The following is a 17,705-nucleotide window of genomic DNA, read 5'->3' on the forward strand; positions in this document are numbered from 1 at the left end:
GAGCTGCCCGGCCTTGAACTGATCATTACTTGGCGACGACGGCCTTGTCAGGGTTCGGCGGGAAGGCCGGATCGGTCTTCTTGCCGCGCAGCAGATCGAGCGCGTAGTTCAACTGAACGTCATCCTTCGGATCCGGGGGCACATAGGCAACGGAGCCCGAACCTTCGTCGGTCTCGCTCTGGCCCTTGATATGGCCGCGCAGGCTGGATTCGCCTTCGGTCACCATCTTGCCCTGCAGTTCCTCCGGCAGCGGCTCCTCGACCTTAATGTCGGGGGTGATGCCGGTGCCCTGGATCGAGCGGCCCGACGGCGTGTAGTAGAGCGCCGTGGTCAGGCGCAGCGCGCCGTTTTCGCCGAGCGGGATGATCGTCTGGACGGAGCCCTTGCCGAAGGAGCGCGTGCCGAGAACGGTGGCGCGGCGCAGATCCTGAAGCGCGCCGGCGACGATTTCCGATGCGGAAGCCGAACCGCCATTGATCAGCACGATCACCGGCTTGCCATCCGTCAGGTCGCCCGGGCCTGCATTGAAGCGGCGGGTTTCATCGGGATTGCGGCCGCGGGTCGACACGACCTCGCCGCGCTGCAGTAGCGCATCGGAGACGTTGATCGCCTGGTCGAGCAGACCGCCCGGATTGAGGCGCAGGTCGAGGACATAACCCTTCAGCTTGTCGGCCGGAACGGTGTCCTTGATCTTCTTGATCGCCTTTTCCATGTCGGGATAGGTCTTCTCGGTGAAGGAGATGATGCGGAGATAACCGACATCGTCCTCGACACGCGATTTGACGGCCTGGACGGCGACGACGTCACGGACGATCGTCAGCTCGATCGGCTTGTCGGCGCCCTTGCGGATCAGCGTCAGCTTGATCGGCGTGTTGACGGCGCCACGCATCTTCTCCACGGCGTCCTCAAGCTTCAGGCCACGCACGGACTGGCCGTCGATCTCGGAGATATAATCGCCGGCGAGAACACCGGCCTTGGCGGCGGGCGTATCGTCGATCGGGGTGATGACCTTGACGAGCTCGTCTTCCATGGTGACTTCGATGCCGAGGCCGCCGAACTCACCCTTGGTCTGGGTGCGCATGTCCTCGGCGTCCTTCGCATTCATGTAGCTCGAATGCGGATCCAGCGAGGAGAGCATGCCGTTGATGGCGTTTTCGATCAGCTTGTCTTCGGCCGGCGGCGTCACGTATTGGGCGCGCACACGCTCGAAGACGTCACCGAACACCGAGAGTTCCTTGTAGGTGGATGATCCGGCCGCTTCTGCCGGCACACCCGCCGAGTAAATGACGCTCATGGCAGTCGCACCCATCAATGCGCCGACCAGAACAAGAGAAGCCCTACGAATCATTGCGTGCCTTTCCAGTGTCTTTGGCGGTCCACCACGGTCGGGAATCGACCGGTTTACCGTCCTTTCGAAATTCAATGTAAAGCGTTGGCCGGTCCGTTTCCAGCGCCAATGCAGTTGCGCTTGCCACTCTTTTCGCCCCCATCACGGCGAGCGGCTCGCCGGAGAAAACGAATTTTCCCTGACGGGTATTGATCGTATCCATTCCCGAGAGAACCAAGTGGTAGCCATCGCCGGTGTCGAGGATGATCATCTGGCCGTAACTGCGGAAAGCGCCGGCGAAAACCACCAGGCCATCGGCAGGCGCGGTCACCACAGTCTCCGGATTGGTGGCGACCGTCATTCCCATCGCCTCGTGCCCGGTGCCGTCGGCATCGCCGAACTGGCGCAGGATATCGCCCGCAACGGGCACCTCCAATTTCGCCTTCAATTCTCCGAAGGGATATGCGGGCGCAATGCGGTTTTTATCGGGCACACCGCTGTCGGCCAGGGCCTTGGCCTGGGCGCGCTGCTCGTCGGTCATCAGCCTGCGGTTCTCCTCCGCCTGGCGGGCGGCGGCGGCCGCGTCGCGCACCGAAGCGATCTCGGATTCCATCGAGGCAACGAGGCCTTCCAGGCTGGTCGCCTTGCCCGCCAGTTCCTCGGAGCGTTTTCTCTCGGCCTGGAGTTCGGCGGCGTTGCTGCGGCTGAGCTTGTCGTTTTCGGCAAGCAGCAGGTCCATGCGCCGCTCTTCCTCGATGCCGTTGGTCATCGTCGCAGTCAGGCCGGCCTTCTCGGCGGCGCTTGCGGCCTGCAAGGCGGCGAGGCTTGCAAGGTCTCCGGCCAGTTTGTCGGTCTCCTTGCGGATGCCTGGAACAACGGCGCCGAGCAGGATGGCGCTGCGCACCGAGGCGAGTGCGTCATCAGGGGTGACGAGCAAAGCGGGCGGCGGGTTGCGGCCCATGCGCTGGAGCGCTGCCAGCACCTCGGCCAGAAGGCCGCGGCGCTCGTGCAGGGAACGGCGGATGTCATCCTCCTTGACGCCGAGATCGGCAAGCTTCTTCTCGCTTTCGAGGATCTGCTTGTCGAGCCCCTTGCGGCGGGCGGCAGACTCGATCAACGCCTGGCGGATGCTTTGCGTGCTCTTTTCCAGATCGGCGATGCTCTGTTGAAGCGCACTCACCTTGTCGCTGGAAAGACTGATGGTTTTCGACAGGGTTTCGAGTTCGGCGCGGGTCTTATCCCGTTTGACGGCCAGTTCGGCGGCCGGATCGGGCGGCGGCGGCTCGGCTGCCGGCTGCTGGCCAGATGGTGCCGCTTCAGATGGGGCATCCTGCGCCCGGACGATGAAGGGATCTGCCGACACGGCAATCGCCGCCACACCGATACCGGCAGCGATAGCCGGCAGGATCATGCGGTGTCGCCTGGTGGATGCTCTCGTCATGCGTGTTGGGGCACTTTCTCAAATCGCGCGGAGACTAAGCTGATTTGGCGTGCTTTGCCAGAAAGTTTGAAGCCCAACGGGTGACCAAGCAAACACGGCTGCGTGACCATGCGAATTGCCGAGGCATGAGGCCGGTGAGGCATCAGACGCGGTGATAGGGGTGGCCGGAGAGGATGGTGACGGCGCGATAGAGCTGTTCGGCAATCAGCGTGCGCACGAGCTGATGCGGCCAGGTCATCTTGCCCAAGCAAAGCGTGGCGTCGGCACGGTCGTAGAGGGAAGGATCGAGGCCGTCGGCGCCGCCGATGGCGATCAACAGCTCGCGTTTGCCCTGGTCGCGATAGGAGCCGAGCAGGCCTGCGAAGGCTTCGCTGTCGAGCGCTTTGCCGCGTTCGTCGAGAAGAATGAGGACGCTGCCGTCGGCAAGCGATTTCACGAGCTGCGCCGCTTCCTCGCGCTTGCGGGTTTCCGCGTTGGAGGCGCGGCTTTCGGCCACTTCGGCTACACGGGTAAGTTCCAGGCCGACGGCAGGGCCGGCCTTGGCGAAACGGTCGAAATAACGGGCCGCAAGATCCTTTTCGGGGCCGGATTTCAGCCGTCCCACCGCAAAAAGACCAATTCGCATTCATCCGCTCCCGCTGATGCGGCACATCGGGCGCATAAGGCGCCACCGGCCGGTTTTCATATTGTCCGGCCAGCCAATGCCACATTCAGGCGCCGGACAGAATGCCGGCCTGCCTGTCAGTGCCGTGTTTCTTCATCCATATCCGGAGCCGCCCACATCTTTTCGATGTTGTAGAACTCGCGGATTTCGGGACGGAACACATGCACGATAATGTCACCCGTGTCGATCAGCACCCAATCGCCGCCTTCCTGACCTTCGACGCGGGCCGTGCCGAGGCCGTCGTCCTTCAGGTCGGTGAGCAGGTGATCGGAGATCGCCATGACATGCCTGTTCGAGCGGCCGGAGACGACGATCATGTAGTCTCCCAGCGCCGATTTTCCGGCAATGTCGATGGTGACGATATCTTCAGCTTTGGAGTCCTCGAGGCTGGCGAGGACGGTTTCTAGGGCGCGGGCGGCGGCATCGGCGCCACGTTCCGCACTCTTCGGGATAACGGCGAGCGTTCTTCCCTTGGCGTGTACTGTTGTCAGTGCTTTCCCTTTCCTGGAATGACAAACCATGCACAACACGAGATCCGATCGAGACCGGATCATGGTTAAGATAGGCATCAAACCATTAATGTTTCAAGACGTGCTAAGATACAGAACGGTCGAAAATCCGATCTGGCGTCCGAATTGAAGAATATTGCCGCGCGGGCTGCTGGTGCGGGCGGTGTACAGTTTCCGTACCGCCGCGTAAAGTGCGGCAAATTCCACGATTTCACGATTCGATGACCGATCCAGCCGCAAAAACACTCGTGCCCGTCCTGCGAATCAGCTTCCCGGACGAGGATCGTCTCGGTCACGGCAAGATGGAGCTCTTGGAACATATCCGCGCCACCGGATCGATCTCGGCAGCGGGACGGGCGATGGACATGTCCTATCGCCGCGCATGGCTGCTGGTCAGCGAGATGAACCGGATGTTCCGCGAACAGGTGGTGGAGCCGCAGCGCGGCGGCCAGAAGGGCGGCGGCGCGGCGCTGACGCCGTTCGGCGAGGAATTGCTCGAGCGTTTCCGGCGGATGGAAAAGACGATGCGCGAAAGCCTCGCCGAGGATCTCGCCTGGCTCGAAGGCAAACGCAGTCTATAGGAAACGGATCAGGCCTCCAGAGCCACCGTCTTGATGACGGCAAAGACTGTTTTGCCGGGCTGAAGATCGAGGCGCTCGCAGGAGAGCGTCGTGATGCGCGCGAGAATGACGTCGCCGCCGCAATCGATCCGGATTTCCACCGTTCCGTCCTCGTCCGACGAGATCGCCGCGATCCTGCCTTCGAGAATGTTCAGCGCGCTGAGGCCCTCGGGCCTGGCGGTCGCCAGCATGACGTCGCGGGACGGGATGCGGATGCGCACCGGTCTGCCTGAAGCAAGCGCTGCACTCGGAATATGCAGTCGAGAGGATTTCAGGGCGACGGTTGACAGGCGGTGACGCGGATCGAAGCTTTCGACGGTGCCTTCGAGCAGCGCGCCTGCCTCTTTCCGATCGGCCGCCGCAGAGGGACGGCTCAATATGTCGACGGCCGGGCCGGTCGCTTCGACCTTGCCGTCGCTGAGGACGACGACCTGATTCGCCAGCCGCGCCACCTCGGCGATCGAATGGCTTACATAGACGATCGGGATTATCGTCTCGTCGCGCAGCCGCTCCAGATAAGGCAGGATCTCGGCCTTGCGCGCCTCGTCGAGGGCGGCGAGCGGCTCGTCCATGAGAAGCAGGCGGGGCGCGGAGAGAAGGGCGCGACCGATGGCGACACGCTGCTTCTCGCCGCCGGAAAGTTTTGCGGGGCTGCGTTCCAGCAGCGGCTCGATGCCGAGCAGGTCGACGATGCGATCGAAGCTCTCGCCGCCTGCGGTTTTCGCCGCAAACCAGCGGCCGTAGGAGAGATTGGCGCGGACGCTGAGATGCGGGAAGAGCCGCGCCTCCTGGAAGACATAGCCGAAGCGGCGGCGGTGTTTCGGGACGAATAGGCCGGTTGCGGTTTCGGTCAGGGCCTCGCCGTCGAGGACGACGCGGCCTTCGTCCGGGCGGGCGAGGCCGGCGATGATGCGGATCAGCGAGGTCTTGCCGGAGCCGGAGCGGCCGAACAGCGCAGTGACGCCACGCTCGGAGGTGAAGGCGGCGTCGAGCGAAAAGCCGCCGAGCTTCTGTTTTGCCGCGACGATCAGCGTCATTCCGGATCGATCCTTTGGCCGGCGAGGCGGGCGAGGAATTCGGAGGCGAGCAGCGCGGCCATGGAAATGACGATGGCGACGAGCGTCAGGCGCAGCGCGCCGGCATCGCCCCCCGGCACCTGGGTGAAGGTGTAGATCGCTGATGACAGCGTCTGGGTTTCGCCGGGAATGTTGGAGACGAAGGTGATCGTCGCGCCGAATTCGCCCATGGCCTTGGCGAAGGACAGGATCATGCCGGTGATGATGCCGGGCAGGGTCAGCGGCAGGGTGATCGTCAAAAAGACCCAGGCGGGACCGGCGCCGAGCGTTCCGGCCGCCTCCTCCAGCTTGCGGTCGACCGCCTCGATCGACAGGCGGATGCTGCGTACCATCAGCGGAAAGGCCATGACGGCGCAGGCGAGTGCTGCGCCCGTCCAGCGGAAGGAAAAGACGATGCCGAAATACTGGTCGAGCAGGCTGCCAACCGGACCGCGGCGGCCGAACAGGATCAGGAGAAGGAAACCGGTGACGACTGGGGGCAGGATCAGCGGCAGGTGCACGATGCCGTTCAGCACCGACTTGCCCCAGAAGCGGCCGCGGGCAAGCAGCAGGGCGACGAGGATGCCGAAAGGCAGGCTCGCCAGCATGGCGACAAAAGAGACGCGCAGGCTGAGCAGGATCGCCGTCCATTCCTCATTGCTCAGGCCGAACATATCCAAACGAAATTGTCTCCATGAAATTTGAAGGCTGCCGAGGCGATTGCCTGTTTGATGACAAACCTCGTTCTTTACCGGCGTCACCCGATGCCGGCCCCTCATCCGCCTGCCGGCACCGACCGGGGTCGAGCCACGCGTCTCGACCCGTCCTTCGGACCCCCGTAAAACGGGGCGAAGGGGATATGCCGCGCCCTCTCCGTCCCCACCAACCTTTCGCAGGGCACGTCCCCTCGCCCCGTTTACGGGGAGAGGGTTAGGGTGAGGGGCCGCTTCACGCTAAGCCGTCACCATCGATTCCGCAATCAATTCAACCCATCATTTCAGGACAGTAAAACCCTGCGCCGTGAAAAAGGCGGCTGCCTTATCGGATTTCAGGAAGTCGAGATAGGCTGCGGCGTCCGGGTTCTTGCTCTCGGCAAGAATGGCGGCCGGATAGATGATCGGTGGATGCGAATCGGCCGGGAAGGTGCCGACGATGGCGACACCCTGATCGGCGGCGGCATCCGTCTGGTAGACGATGCCATAGGGCGCCTCGCCGCGGGAGACGAGGGCAAGGGCGGCGCGGACGCTTTCGGCGCCGGCGACCTTGCTTTCCACGAATTTCCAGACGCCGAGCTTTTCCAGCGCGGCCATGGCGTATTTGCCGGCCGGAACCGATTTCGGCTCACCCATGGCCAGCTTGCCGTCACCCAAAAGCGCTGCGAGATCGAAGCCCGGCTTGATCTCGACCGGCTTTGCCTTGGCCTTTTCAGCAACGAGCACGATCCGGTTGCCGAGCAGGTTAGAACGGCTGTCGGCCTTGATGAGGCTCTTCCCGGCGAGGTAATCCATCCAGGCAAGGTCGGCCGAGATGAAGATATCGGCGGGTGCTGCGTTCTCGATCTGCTTGGCGAGCGCCCCGCTTGCCGCATAGGAGGCGACGGCTTGCCTGCCGCTTTCCTTGGCCCAGGCGGCATTGGCGGCATCGAGCGCCTCCTTGAGGCTTGCCGCGGCAAAGACCGTGAGCTTTTCGGCTGCGGTGGCAGGCGTCGGCAGCGCTGCTGCGCCAAGCCACAGGGCCGTGATTGCGGCGGTTGCCATCCATTGGCGGCGGTTCTGCATAATTTACTCCCAAGAGTTCGAAATATTTCGACGAATATAACGGTGCTCCCGCTTTGGCTAGTGGATGTATTCAGGAAAATATAACGGCATTGGTTGACCGTTCGGGCATTCACCTATTCGGGAAGCGCATGGCTTTGTGAGAAACGGAAATCGGCGGACGCGCAGCCTTCCCAATGAGCGCCAATCCGCAAACCGACAGGGCCTGCCTTTGCGGCTACCTCGCTGGGTTGCACCTAAAAACGGCAGTATTTCGCGGGCCGTCCTCGGAAGGATTGCAGCACTCGCATTGCTGCATTGCACAAATTGATATTCACCTTCCCGCGGAATATGGTAGAACAGACTCATCGAAACGGCTTCTCCTCCTCCCATAGCCGTTCGATAGGGTCGACAACACTCCTCCTCCCAGTTGTCGATCGAGTTTATAAGCCCGACGGATCCTCCCCCGTCGGGCTTTCTCGTTTCCGGGATTTCCTTGAAAATCAGCCTATTCGGCACTGCCCGGCAGCGCGCCGTTGCGGATTGCCGTCGAGCTCAGGCCGGAGCGCGGCCCGTGGATGAAGGTCCAGGCCGGCGCGGGTTTCTTCCAGAGAATGCGCGCGTCGTCCTCGTCGACACGGGCGAAATCGAAGGTCCTGGTCATCTTCGAGGAGAGGTAGGAGAGCGTGGCACCCGGCCGGTCGATCACGGCGATCGGGAAGGTGCGGACGATTTCCTGCCATTTCTGCCATTTGTGGAAGGTCTGCAGCCCGTCGGCGCCCATGATCCAGATGAAATGCACATGCGGATTGCGGGCCTTGACGCGGGCGAGCGTATTGGCGGTGTAGCTGACGCCAAGCGACTGTTCGAAAGCGGTGACCTTGACGCGCGGATCGGCGGCGACACGCTCGCTTTCGGCAATGCGCTCGGCAAGTGGCGCCAGCTGGTTGCGGCTCTTCAGCGGATTGCCGGGGGTGACCATCCACCAGAGCTGGTCGAGGCCTAGCCGCTTGATGGCGATCTCGGCGACCAGCGCGTGGCCCTGGTGCGGCGGATTGAACGAACCGCCGAACAGACCGACGACCATGCCGCGCTCGCTGTGCGGCATGCGGAGATAATGCCGGTCCAAACTCTCCGCCGTCACGTCAGGGCCGCGTCTGTCCGGTGCCGTGCACCCGATATTTGAACGAGGTCAGCTGCTCGACGCCGACCGGGCCGCGGGCATGCATCTTGCCGGTGGCGATGCCGATTTCCGCGCCCATGCCGAACTCGCCGCCATCGGCAAACTGCGTCGAGGCATTGTGCAGCAGGATCGCCGAATCGACTTCGGTGAAGAAACGCGCGACGACATCGGGGTCCTCGGCGATCACGGCCTCGGTGTGGTTCGAGGAATATTTCTGAATATGGGCGATCGCGCCGGATATGCCGTCGACGACGGCGACCGAAATGATCGCGTCGAGATATTCGGTCGACCAGTCCTCCTCGGTCGCGGGCTTCAGGCCGGGGGCGACCTTCAGCACTGTCGGCGAAGCGCGGACCTCGCAGCCGGCATTCGTGAGAACCTCGAGCAGCGGCGTCAGATGCGTGCCGATTGCAGCGCCATCGACAAGCAGGGTTTCGGCGGCGCCGCAGATGCCGGTGCGGCGCATTTTGGCATTGACGACGATCTGCTTGGCCATCTCGATATCGGCCGAGCCATCGACATAGATATGGCAGAGGCCTTCGAGATGGGCAAAGACCGGCACGCGGGCCTCGCTCTGCACGCGGGCGACCAGGCTCTTGCCGCCGCGCGGCACGATGACGTCGATCGTCCCGTCCAAGCCGCGCAGCATGGCGCCGACGGCGGCCCGGTCGGTGACGGGAACGAGTTGGATAGCATGCTCTGGAAGGCCGGCCGCCTTCAGGCCCTCGACGAGGCAGGCATGGATCGCCTGCGATGAACGGCGCGAATCCGAACCGCAGCGCAGGATGACGGCATTGCCCGCCTTGAGGCAGAGGGCGCCGGCATCGGCGGTGACGTTCGGCCGGCTTTCGAAAATGACGCCGATGACGCCGAGCGGCGTGCGGACGCGCTCGATCTTCAACCCGTTCGGCCGGTCCCAGGCGGCGATGACTTCGCCGACGGGATCGGCAAGGGCGGCAATGGCGTGGATTCCCTCGGCCATTTCGGCGACGCGCTTGTCGTTCAGCGTCAGCCGGTCGACGAAGGAGGCGAGCATGTCGCTGCCTTCGGTGTCTTTCAGGTCCTTGGCATTCTCGGCAAGGATCTCGGCCTTGTTGGCCAGGAGCGCATCGGCCATAGCGTTCAGCGCCCTGTTCTTGACCTCGGTGGATGCAAAGCTCAGCGGTCGCGCGGCAGCCTTTGCCTTGCGGCCGATGTCATTCATCAGCGCGTCAATGTCGGGGCTTGCCGCAACGGTCTCAAGCATGGGCCGCGTCCTTCTTCTGCCTTTCCGATTTCTGTCTGATCTGCGCGGTCATCACCATATCGTCGCGATGGACCATGGCGGCGCGGCCGGGATAACCGAGAATGGCCTCGATCTCGGCCGACTTGCGGCCGGCAATCCGGCGGGCGTCCTCGGCATCGTAGCTCACAAGTCCGCGGGCGATCTCGCGACCCTCAGGGCCGACGATCGCCACCGTATCGCCGCGGCTGAACAGGCCGGAAACGCCGCGCACGCCGGCGGGAAGCAGGCTCTTGCCGGCCCCGAGGGCGGTGACGGCGCCGTCATCGACACGCAGTTCGCCGGCTGGCTGCAACTGCCCGGCGATCCAGGTCTTGCGGGCCGTGACCGGTGTGCCCGACGGCGCGAACCAGGAGGAACGCGCGCCGTTTTCGATTGCCGACAGCGGGCTGTCGGTCTTGCCCGAGGCGATGATCATGGCGCAGCCCGATGTCGTGGCGATCTTGCCGGCATCGATCTTGGTGCGCATGCCGCCGCGTGAGAGCTCGGAAGCGGCGCCGCCGGCCATCGCCTCGATCTCGGGGGTGATTTCGGAAATCGTCTCCAGGAAGGTCGCCTTCGGGTCGAGATGCGGCGGTGCGGTGTAGAGGCCGTCGATATCGGAGAGAAGGACGAGCAGGTCGGCGCCGGTCATCGTCGCGACGCGGGCGGCCAGGCGGTCGTTGTCGCCATAGCGGATTTCGCTGGTGGCGACCGTGTCGTTCTCGTTGATGATCGGCACGGCGCCGATCTTCAAAAGCTGATTGATGGTGGCGCGCGCATTGAGATAACGGCGGCGCTCCTCGGTGTCGCCGAGCGTCAGCAGGATCTGGCCGGCGACAATGTCGCCGTGCGACAGGCTTTCCGACCAGGCGCGGGCCAGCGCGATCTGGCCGACGGCGGCCGCTGCCTGGCTTTCCTCCAGTTTCAGCGCGCCCGACGGCAGGTCGAGTACCGAGCGGCCGAGCGCGATGGCGCCGGAGGATACGACGAGCACGTCGATGCCCTTGGCCTTCAAGCTGGAAATGTCAGTGCACATGGCGTCGAGCCAGGCCTTCTTCAGCCCGGCCTTGCGGTCGACCAGCAGGGCCGAGCCGATCTTGATGACGATGCGGCGGTAGCGGCCGAGCGGCTTACGGCTGGTCATCGGCCCCATCCTCGCCAATGTCCTCAGCCTCATCGGCGACAACAATGTCGCGATGGCGTTGCTTCGGCACCTTGGCCGGCTTTTCCTCGGCATTTTCCTCGACGATGATGTCGCGCAGCGCGCGCAGCACCTCGGTCATGCCCTTGCCGGTGACGGCCGAAATTTGGAACGGCGTTTTGCCGCAGGCCTTGGCCAATTCCTTCGTCTTCTTCTTCAGTTCGGCCTCGTCGAGCACGTCGATCTGCGACAGCGCCACGATTTCCGGCTTATCAGTCAGCTCGTTGCCATAGGCTTCGAGCTCGTGTTTCACCGTCTTATAGGCTTTGCCGACCTTTTCCTCCTGGGCGGAGACGAGGTGGAGCAGCACGCGGGTGCGCTCGACATGGCCGAGGAACCGGTCGCCGATGCCGACACCCTCGTGGGCGCCTTCGATCAGGCCCGGAATGTCGGCCAGGATGAATTCCCGCTCGTCGATGGTGGCGACGCCGAGATTGGGGTGCAGCGTGGTGAAGGGATAATTGGCGATCTTCGGCCGGGCACGGGTGACAGATGCGAGGAAGGTCGACTTGCCGGCATTGGGCATGCCGACGAGGCCGGCATCGGCAATCAGCTTCAGCCGCAGCCAGAGGGTCTTTTCCTCGCCGGGCAGGCCGGGATTGGCCCAATCCGGCGCCTGGTTGGTCGAGGTCTTGAAATGAGCGTTGCCGAAGCCGCCATTGCCGCCATGGGCGAGGCAATAACGTTGGCCTTCGACGGTGAGATCGCAGATCAGCGTTTCCCGGTCTTCCTCGAAGATCTGGGTTCCGACGGGAACCTTCAGCGTCACGTCGCTGCCGTTGGCGCCGGTGCGGTTTCTGCCCATGCCGTGGGTGCCGATCGTCGCCTTGAAATGCTGCTGAAAACGGAAATCGATCAGCGTGTTGAGGCCGTTGACGGTCTCGACCCAGACATCGCCGCCGCGTCCGCCATCACCGCCGTCGGGCCCGCCGAACTCGATGAATTTCTCACGCCGGAAGGAAACGCTGCCCCCGCCGCCGTCTCCGGATCGGATATAGACCTTTGCTTCGTCGAGAAATTTCATTTTACTTCCAGTATCCGGTGGCAGTTGGACGGCCCGTCTTGGCCCATTCGATATAGGCGGTTCCGACGGAGGTCAAAGATTATCGTGAATTTTGCGAGCTATAACATACAGTACGGCTTCGGTCTCGACGGCAGATACGATCTCGCGCGCATTGCCCGGAGCCTTGAGGGCGCCGATATCATCGCGCTGCAGGAGGTGACCCGGGGCTTCGCGCGCAACGGTTTTGCCGACATGGCGGCCGACCTTGCCGCCTTCTTTCCCGACCATTTCTGGGTGTATGGGCCGGCCTGCGACCTGCATGTCGAGGCTGCCGGAAGCGAGCGTCAGCCGGTGCGGGGCATGCGTTTCCAGTTCGGCAATATGGTGCTGTCGCGCTGGCCGATCCTTTCGACCCGGACGCTGCTTCTGCCGCGCAGCCGCACGATCGGCAAGATCAATCTTCAGCGCGGTGCCACCGAGGCGGTGATCGCGACGCCCGGAGGCGCGATCCGCGTCTATTCCGTCCATCTCGACCACGTCTCTCCGGACGAGCGCATCCGCCAGCTGCAATGTTTGAACGCGCATATCAACGCTTTCGTCCACGAAGGCGGGTCGCTGACGGGGGGTGGTGAATTCGATCTGCCGGAGCCGCCGCTGCCGGAGGATTACGTCATCATGGGCGATTTCAACATGGAGCCGGAATCGCCGGAATATTGCGCGCTTGCCGGTGCCGGCGGCGGATATTACGGCCGCATCGCCCGGATCGGCACGCCGGTCGACGCCTTTGCGGCGCTCGAAGCTTACCGCCCGGAGAGCTACAGCTGGATGAATCCCGAAGATCACGGCGAACGCATGCATCTCGATTATTGCTTCGTCAGTTGCGGCCTCAAGGGCCGGTTGCAATCCGCCCGGATCGATACGCAATCCGTCGGCTCCGATCATTTCCCGCTATGGGTCGAGATCGGGAATTGACGGAGACGCCGCCACGGGCGGCGGCGGCATCTCCTTTTTGTTTACGCCACCTTGCGTGGCTGCAGCATGCCCGGCTGCAGCACGGTCTCGATGTGCGACACCATGGTGTTGCGGGCGAAACAATAGATTTCGCCGCAGCCCGTCATGCGGAAACCGAGCTTCTCCTGCAATCGCAGCGAAGCCGGGTTGTCGGCGAAGACGCCGGAATGGATCGGCGTTTCCGGCATGCGGCGCGAAAAGCGCTCGACAATTCCAGCCACCGCCTCGCTCATATAGCCGCGCCGCCAGTAGTAGCGGTTCAGCCAATAGCCGAGGTGCCAGCGGCCGTGACGCAGTTCGATCGAGACGTTGCCGATATGGACATCGTCCTTGCCGGTGATCGCCAACGGCCAGTCCGGCAGGGCGCCCGAGGTGACCGGGACCAGCCAGTCCAGCGCATCCTGCCGGTCGAACGGCGAGGCGACGCGGGACAGCATGCGCGTGACGGCGAAATCGGAAAGCGATTCCGCAATGTCAGGCGCATCGCTCAGCCTGTGGGGGCGGAGCGTCAGCCGGGCGGTCGAGATGACAGGCGCGGGGCCCGGCATCATCGGCTTGACCTCCGGCCTTTGCAGCGCGGTCGTGCTCATGCGATGTTCCCCCAGCTTCTGAGCGACATCCAGGTCTTGCGGTCGAGCCTGTACCATTCCACCGGCACGTTGCTGCCGAGCGCCAGCGAGGCGGCAAGCCCCGATCCCTGGAACTGGAAGCCGCACTTCTGGATGACGCGGCGCGAGGCGACGTTCATCACCCGGCAGCGGGCGTCGATCTGATCGACGTCCTGGCGGGTTCTGAACACCATATCGACCAGGGCATGGCAGGCCTCGGTCGTATAGCCCTTGTTCCAATAGGGCTCGCCCAGCCAGTAACCGATCTCGACAGTCCTGCCGTCGGCATGCGGCTCGACACCGCAGCAACCGATAAAGGCGCCGTTTTCGGCTTTGGTGATTGCATAGACGCACTTGCCAATCTCGCCTTTTTTCGTGCGACGCACGAAGTCGGCAGCATCATCGGCGGTATAAGGGTGCGGCATACGCGATACCATGGTGGCGACTTTGGCGTTATTGGCGAGATGGGCAAGGGCGTCGATGTCTTCTTCGTGGGGCGCGCGCATGACGAGCCTTTCCGATAACAAGACAGGGCAATCGGTCCTTAACCGCTCCGGCCTCAGCCGTTCTTCGGAAGACACCTGGCCTTCCCGGGGCGACCGTGATTGGTCTACCCTTAACAATTCGCCTTGCATGTTCAGTCCTCCTGTTTGGACAAAGAAAAAGGGGAGATGGCGCCCCATCTCCCCTGTTTTCTGGACTGAACCTGGTACGGCCAGCCGGGTCGATGAGACGCCGGCTGTTTTAGAGCGCTACCGGCTTATTCCGCTGCTTCCGCTTTCGGCATGACAGACACGTAGACGCGACCGTTGGCCTTCGTTCGGTAGTTCACATTGCCGGCGGTAAGCGCAAAAATCGTGTGATCCTTGCCGAGGCCGACGTTGGAACCCGGATGCCACTGCGTCCCGCGCTGACGCACGAGGATGTTACCTGCGATGACGGCTTCGCCGCCGAACTTCTTCACGCCAAGGCGCTTGGATTCGGAATCGCGACCGTTGCGCGAGGAACCGCCAGCTTTTTTGTGTGCCATTGGAGTTCTCCTTCAAACCTTGTCCCGTTGATCTTACTTGGCAGCCACGATGTCCGTGATACGGACGACCGTGTGATGCTGACGATGGCCGCGCGAACGCTTCGAATTCTGACGGCGGCGCTTCTTGAAGGCGATGACCTTCTTGCCGCGGTTCTGTTCGACGACTTCTGCCTTGACAGAGGCGCCGGTAACGAAGGGCGCACCGATCGCAGCGTCGGCGCCTTCGCCGATCACGAGCACTTCGGTGAATTCAATGGAGTCGCCAGCGGTGGCTTCCAGCTTTTCGATGGTCAGCACGTCGTTGGCTGCCACACGGTACTGTTTACCGCCGGTCTTGATGACTGCGAACATTTTTTATCCTTTCATGTTCGTTCCAGCTCTCCCCGCTGATCAGCAGGGTGGCCGTCTTTTTATCAGTCTAGGTTAAGCAGGGATTTCAGAGGGCTGGCCTCGAGTTCTTCCTGCCGGTGAAGCCCCGCGCAAGCGCGAGACGGCTAAGGCACGGATTACTCCATACCTAGTGCGCAGCCGAAATACGCGAGTGACAAAAAAGTGTCAAGGCAAAAGGATGGAATGCTTCGACTTTTCGGCTTGCCAACCCGTCACAGGCTCGTTATGAGAACGCCCGCGCCGAACAAGCGCCGACCAGACCGCGGAGAGGTGGCAGAGTGGTCGAATGCACCGCACTCGAAATGCGGCATACCTGCAAGGGTATCGTGGGTTCAAATCCCACCCTCTCCGCCATAATGCTTCAAGCGCGCCAACGCTTGTGATTTCAGGAGTTGGTATAGCTAGGCGTCAGTGACCTAGCACCTTCTTCACCCAGGCCGCAATCTCGTCGCCGCTGCTCATATCCGCCTGCACCAGCCCATCGATCATGAAGGTCGGCGAGACGTGGATGCCGTTTTGGCGGGCATATTTGCAGTGCCATTTGATCTCCCGGTCGAGGTCCGGGATTGCGAAGGCGTCCTTCAGCTTGATGCCGCTAAAGCCCTCCAGGCGCTCGATGATCTGGTTCGGCGTCACGTCCATGTTCGGGCCGCCGGCATGGTGGTCGAACTCGAATTCTTCTCGATGCGTAGCGATGGCGGCCATGACCTTCTTTGCCGTCTCCTTGCCGCCTTCCAGCGTCGAGGCTGCGATGATGCAGCGGACGATCACGCCGGAATACATATGCCAGGGTTGCGACTGCAGGCGGATCTTCACTGTGATCCTATCCTCGCCGGCTTGATCGAGAAGGGCGTCCAGCTTGTTGAATGCTTTGGCCGAGTAGGGATCCGTCGGCTCGAGGAAGGCTTCGAATATGCGTGGGCCATTGCCCCAGCTCAAGGGATCTGCGTGCCACGAAGTATCGGTCATAGCGATGTCCTTTCCGTTCGTGAATCGGGTATGCGGCTTAATGTATTAGGCCCCAGAAGCCATGCTTGTTTCCATGTTGACGCTTCAGCTCGTCGACATAGGCGTCGTGAGGCCGGGCGTCGCCGAAATCGTCGATATGAGGCGCGAGCGCGGCGCATTCCGCCAGATGGCGCGCGGCATGCCGGTAACGACTGGATCGGCCGTTATCGAGGGCGAAGCCGATCATCGACCGCAACAGCATGGTTGCCGCGAGTGGGTGTTTCTCCCGCAGCATTTCGGCGCCCGACGTCATCAGTTCGTAGAGGTCGCCGTCCAGTTCCGCCTGGCGCCTGGAGAGGAGTTTCGCGGCCTCGGCCGCTGCCGGCCAGGCGAGGAAAAAGGCAAGGGCTCGATGAACATCAGGAAAGCCGTGCGCGAAGGCGAATGCCTTCTCTTCGGCCTCAATGTCGTCGAAGTCGGCGAGCTTTCGCAGGAAGGCGCGAAGATGCTCACCGTTCAGCGACTGCTCGAAGCATTGCCATCGATAGGCCTGGGCTTCCTCCCCCCGTCCGAGCGCTTCGAGCGTTTCGGCGCGGGCTTCCTGCCATTCAAAGGGCGTTTCGAACCGGTTGTCGACGCCGTCCAAAATCCTCAATGCTTCCTCGGCGCGTCCAGCCAGGAGCAAGCGGTCGGAAATCGCGATCGCGACCATCGGCATCCTTAAGGTCTCTTCCGGCTGCTGGGCGATGAAGGCATCGGCATCATTCTCAGCATCGGCAATGTCCTGCAGAGCGATACGCGCCGCCTGTTGCCGATGCCTGGCATAGATCTCGTTCAGGTAGCTCGCTTCGCTGCCGCCCCAGCCGAGAATTTTTCGGTCGGCGCCGGCAGGCTCCTCCTCCGCTTCGTTCAACCATTGCACCAGGAGGCTCTTCAAACGGTCGAGGCCGGCCTTGCCCAGCGCCGGAACCATCTCGGCGATCAGCGGGTCATATTGGCCGTGGTCGTTATCCTGCAACGCAGCGAAAACCTTGTCGGCAAGGACATCGATACCGATTCCCGCGGAGCTGGCGATGACGCCGGCATCGGCGCATGCCTGATGGAAGGTCTCGGTGAAGGCGATGTCGTTGCTGTTGGATCGGTGGAAGATCGAATCGGCAACGGCAAGGAATTGCCAGATGAGATCGAACGCTTCCTTCGGATCGTCGGCGGCCACGACGGTGACGATCGCGGACCGCTGCGTTTCGAGGTCCGCGTTGACGGCTTTTACTTTGTGCCATTCGATGACGCTCTGCGCTCGTGCGATGCTGCCGAGGCGCTTGCGGATCTCACGCGCGACCTCGATGCTGCCCTGATTGCCGGCCAGTTCCATGCGCAGCCGCCGTTTATGGGCGGCGCTGCCGGTGCTGATTTCGATCAGCAGTTCGGCGAGACGCTGCGCACCGAGCGCTTCCAGATTTTTTGCGTTGAGAGTGGTCTTTGCTGCCATGGATCACCGCTGTCGTTTCAGGCGGACAGTATCTCAGCGTTGAAGTCGGTCCAAGGTGCCGCGTGAGGCGGCGCCGGATAATTCCGGGTGCAGCCATGCCGCGAATTCGTATGTTTTTATCGGCGTTTAGTCTCGCCGAATCATGACCGTTAGCTAAAAAATAACGCTGCCTCGTAACGACTCCTAAAGCCGGTTTTGGCACCTTGTT

19 protein-coding genes and 1 tRNA gene are annotated in these 17,705 nt (G+C 62.6%); 3 read left to right on the forward strand and 17 right to left on the reverse strand.

The window, feature by feature from the left end; all coding sequences use genetic code 11:
- Positions 1-25: 25 nt before the first annotated feature.
- The 4 genes from AF337_RS19070 to rsfS all read right to left on the reverse strand — a co-directional run bounded on the left by AF337_RS19070 (position 26) and on the right by rsfS (position 3,953).
- Positions 26-1,348 carry a S41 family peptidase gene (locus tag AF337_RS19070; protein ID WP_003543943.1) on the reverse strand — a complete coding sequence of 441 codons (1,323 nt, stop codon included), beginning with the start codon at positions 1,346-1,348 and terminating at the stop codon, positions 26-28.
- Complete coding sequence (locus AF337_RS19075) at positions 1,338-2,738, reverse strand: murein hydrolase activator EnvC family protein (protein WP_049733278.1); 1,401 nt, start codon at positions 2,736-2,738, stop codon at positions 1,338-1,340. The genes AF337_RS19070 and AF337_RS19075 overlap by 11 nt, the downstream gene beginning before the upstream one ends.
- 172 nt (positions 2,739-2,910) lie before the next feature.
- Positions 2,911-3,393 (reverse strand): 23S rRNA (pseudouridine(1915)-N(3))-methyltransferase RlmH, encoded by a 483-nt coding sequence (gene rlmH, locus AF337_RS19080; protein ID WP_049733279.1) that lies wholly within the window; start codon positions 3,391-3,393, stop codon positions 2,911-2,913.
- 116 nt (positions 3,394-3,509) lie between these two features.
- Positions 3,510-3,953, reverse strand: coding sequence for a ribosome silencing factor (rsfS, locus tag AF337_RS19085; RefSeq protein ID WP_049733280.1), 444 nt, complete (start codon positions 3,951-3,953; stop codon positions 3,510-3,512).
- Positions 3,954-4,162: 209 nt separating this feature from the next.
- Here rsfS and AF337_RS19090 point away from each other — a divergent pair, with 209 nt between their 5' ends.
- A complete protein-coding gene (locus AF337_RS19090; RefSeq protein ID WP_049733281.1) occupies positions 4,163-4,522 on the forward strand; it encodes a winged helix-turn-helix domain-containing protein in 360 nt (119 codons plus the stop codon).
- 8 nt (positions 4,523-4,530) lie between these two features.
- Here the strand turns inward: AF337_RS19090 and modC are convergent, their stop codons facing one another.
- The 7 genes from modC to obgE form a co-directional block, all read right to left on the reverse strand.
- Positions 4,531-5,598 carry a molybdenum ABC transporter ATP-binding protein gene (gene modC / locus AF337_RS19095; protein ID WP_049733282.1) on the reverse strand — a complete coding sequence of 356 codons (1,068 nt, stop codon included), beginning with the start codon at positions 5,596-5,598 and terminating at the stop codon, positions 4,531-4,533.
- Positions 5,595-6,296, reverse strand: a complete 702-nt coding sequence (modB, locus tag AF337_RS19100; protein ID WP_049733283.1) for a molybdate ABC transporter permease subunit — start codon at positions 6,294-6,296, stop codon at positions 5,595-5,597. Before modB ends, modC begins: the two co-directional genes overlap by 4 nt.
- 312 nt (positions 6,297-6,608) lie before the next feature.
- The gene (gene modA, locus AF337_RS19105; protein ID WP_049733284.1) at positions 6,609-7,394 is read right to left on the reverse strand and encodes a molybdate ABC transporter substrate-binding protein; all 786 of its coding nucleotides are present in this window, start codon (positions 7,392-7,394) and stop codon (positions 6,609-6,611) included.
- 484 nt (positions 7,395-7,878) lie between these two features.
- A complete protein-coding gene (locus AF337_RS19110; protein ID WP_225880994.1) occupies positions 7,879-8,478 on the reverse strand; it encodes a nicotinate-nucleotide adenylyltransferase in 600 nt (199 codons plus the stop codon).
- Between the two features lie 37 nt (positions 8,479-8,515).
- Entirely contained in the window at positions 8,516-9,799 is a 1,284-nt protein-coding gene (locus tag AF337_RS19115) for a glutamate-5-semialdehyde dehydrogenase (protein ID WP_049733286.1), read from the reverse strand.
- A complete protein-coding gene (gene proB, locus AF337_RS19120; protein WP_049733498.1) occupies positions 9,792-10,961 on the reverse strand; it encodes a glutamate 5-kinase in 1,170 nt (389 codons plus the stop codon). The genes AF337_RS19115 and proB overlap by 8 nt, the downstream gene beginning before the upstream one ends.
- The gene (obgE, locus tag AF337_RS19125) at positions 10,948-12,042 is read right to left on the reverse strand and encodes a GTPase ObgE (RefSeq protein WP_049733287.1); all 1,095 of its coding nucleotides are present in this window, start codon (positions 12,040-12,042) and stop codon (positions 10,948-10,950) included. The genes proB and obgE overlap by 14 nt, the downstream gene beginning before the upstream one ends.
- Before the next feature lie 84 nt (positions 12,043-12,126).
- Here obgE and AF337_RS19130 point away from each other — a divergent pair, with 84 nt between their 5' ends.
- A complete protein-coding gene (locus AF337_RS19130; RefSeq protein ID WP_049733288.1) occupies positions 12,127-12,993 on the forward strand; it encodes an endonuclease/exonuclease/phosphatase family protein in 867 nt (288 codons plus the stop codon).
- A 41-nt stretch (positions 12,994-13,034) separates the two neighbouring features.
- Here the strand turns inward: AF337_RS19130 and AF337_RS19135 are convergent, their stop codons facing one another.
- The 4 genes from AF337_RS19135 to rplU form a co-directional block, all read right to left on the reverse strand.
- Positions 13,035-13,622, reverse strand: a complete 588-nt coding sequence (locus tag AF337_RS19135; RefSeq protein WP_049733289.1) for a GNAT family N-acetyltransferase — start codon at positions 13,620-13,622, stop codon at positions 13,035-13,037.
- On the reverse strand, positions 13,619-14,275 hold the full coding sequence (locus tag AF337_RS19140; protein ID WP_012559345.1) for a GNAT family N-acetyltransferase: 657 nt from the start codon (positions 14,273-14,275) through the stop codon (positions 13,619-13,621). Before AF337_RS19140 ends, AF337_RS19135 begins: the two co-directional genes overlap by 4 nt.
- 125 nt (positions 14,276-14,400) lie before the next feature.
- The gene (rpmA, locus tag AF337_RS19145; RefSeq protein WP_003567620.1) at positions 14,401-14,670 is read right to left on the reverse strand and encodes a 50S ribosomal protein L27; all 270 of its coding nucleotides are present in this window, start codon (positions 14,668-14,670) and stop codon (positions 14,401-14,403) included.
- A gap of 33 nt (positions 14,671-14,703) precedes the next feature.
- The gene (gene rplU / locus AF337_RS19150) at positions 14,704-15,021 is read right to left on the reverse strand and encodes a 50S ribosomal protein L21 (protein WP_003543907.1); all 318 of its coding nucleotides are present in this window, start codon (positions 15,019-15,021) and stop codon (positions 14,704-14,706) included.
- Positions 15,022-15,324: 303 nt separating this feature from the next.
- Here rplU and AF337_RS19155 point away from each other — a divergent pair.
- Positions 15,325-15,414: transfer RNA gene (locus AF337_RS19155), tRNA-Ser, on the forward strand.
- Positions 15,415-15,468: 54 nt separating this feature from the next.
- On the opposite strand, the gene AF337_RS19160 is transcribed toward AF337_RS19155, so the two are convergent.
- Together AF337_RS19160 and AF337_RS19165 are read right to left on the reverse strand one after the other, a co-directional pair.
- A complete protein-coding gene (locus tag AF337_RS19160; protein WP_049733290.1) occupies positions 15,469-16,029 on the reverse strand; it encodes a DsbA family protein in 561 nt (186 codons plus the stop codon).
- A gap of 37 nt (positions 16,030-16,066) precedes the next feature.
- On the reverse strand, positions 16,067-17,497 hold the full coding sequence (locus tag AF337_RS19165) for a DUF6880 family protein (RefSeq protein ID WP_049733291.1): 1,431 nt from the start codon (positions 17,495-17,497) through the stop codon (positions 16,067-16,069).
- Positions 17,498-17,705 lie beyond the last annotated feature (208 nt).

This window comes from Rhizobium ecuadorense (assembly GCF_001187535.1).
Classification (GTDB): Bacteria; Pseudomonadota; Alphaproteobacteria; order Rhizobiales; family Rhizobiaceae; genus Rhizobium; species Rhizobium ecuadorense.

What these genes read in the sequence shown, in the direction of transcription:
- AF337_RS19070 (WP_003543943.1), bottom strand. Translation starts at nt 1,348, where the DNA reads ATGATTCGTAGGGCTTCTCTTGTTCTGGTCGGCGCATTGATGGGTGCG.
- AF337_RS19075 (WP_049733278.1), bottom strand. Translation starts at nt 2,738, where the DNA reads ATGATCCTGCCGGCTATCGCTGCCGGTATCGGTGTGGCGGCGATTGCC.
- rlmH (WP_049733279.1), bottom strand. Translation starts at nt 3,393, where the DNA reads ATGCGAATTGGTCTTTTTGCGGTGGGACGGCTGAAATCCGGCCCCGAA.
- rsfS (WP_049733280.1), bottom strand. Translation starts at nt 3,953, where the DNA reads ATGGTTTGTCATTCCAGGAAAGGGAAAGCACTGACAACAGTACACGCC.
- AF337_RS19090 (WP_049733281.1), top strand. Translation starts at nt 4,163, where the DNA reads ATGACCGATCCAGCCGCAAAAACACTCGTGCCCGTCCTGCGAATCAGC.
- modC (WP_049733282.1), bottom strand. Translation starts at nt 5,598, where the DNA reads ATGACGCTGATCGTCGCGGCAAAACAGAAGCTCGGCGGCTTTTCGCTC.
- modA (WP_049733284.1), bottom strand. Translation starts at nt 7,394, where the DNA reads ATGCAGAACCGCCGCCAATGGATGGCAACCGCCGCAATCACGGCCCTG.
- AF337_RS19110 (WP_225880994.1), bottom strand. Translation starts at nt 8,478, where the DNA reads ATGCCGCACAGCGAGCGCGGCATGGTCGTCGGTCTGTTCGGCGGTTCG.
- AF337_RS19115 (WP_049733286.1), bottom strand. Translation starts at nt 9,799, where the DNA reads ATGCTTGAGACCGTTGCGGCAAGCCCCGACATTGACGCGCTGATGAAT.
- proB (WP_049733498.1), bottom strand. Translation starts at nt 10,961, where the DNA reads ATGACCAGCCGTAAGCCGCTCGGCCGCTACCGCCGCATCGTCATCAAG.
- obgE (WP_049733287.1), bottom strand. Translation starts at nt 12,042, where the DNA reads ATGAAATTTCTCGACGAAGCAAAGGTCTATATCCGATCCGGAGACGGC.
- AF337_RS19135 (WP_049733289.1), bottom strand. Translation starts at nt 13,622, where the DNA reads ATGAGCACGACCGCGCTGCAAAGGCCGGAGGTCAAGCCGATGATGCCG.
- AF337_RS19140 (WP_012559345.1), bottom strand. Translation starts at nt 14,275, where the DNA reads ATGCAAGGCGAATTGTTAAGGGTAGACCAATCACGGTCGCCCCGGGAA.
- rpmA (WP_003567620.1), bottom strand. Translation starts at nt 14,670, where the DNA reads ATGGCACACAAAAAAGCTGGCGGTTCCTCGCGCAACGGTCGCGATTCC.
- rplU (WP_003543907.1), bottom strand. Translation starts at nt 15,021, where the DNA reads ATGTTCGCAGTCATCAAGACCGGCGGTAAACAGTACCGTGTGGCAGCC.
- AF337_RS19160 (WP_049733290.1), bottom strand. Translation starts at nt 16,029, where the DNA reads ATGACCGATACTTCGTGGCACGCAGATCCCTTGAGCTGGGGCAATGGC.
- AF337_RS19165 (WP_049733291.1), bottom strand. Translation starts at nt 17,497, where the DNA reads ATGGCAGCAAAGACCACTCTCAACGCAAAAAATCTGGAAGCGCTCGGT.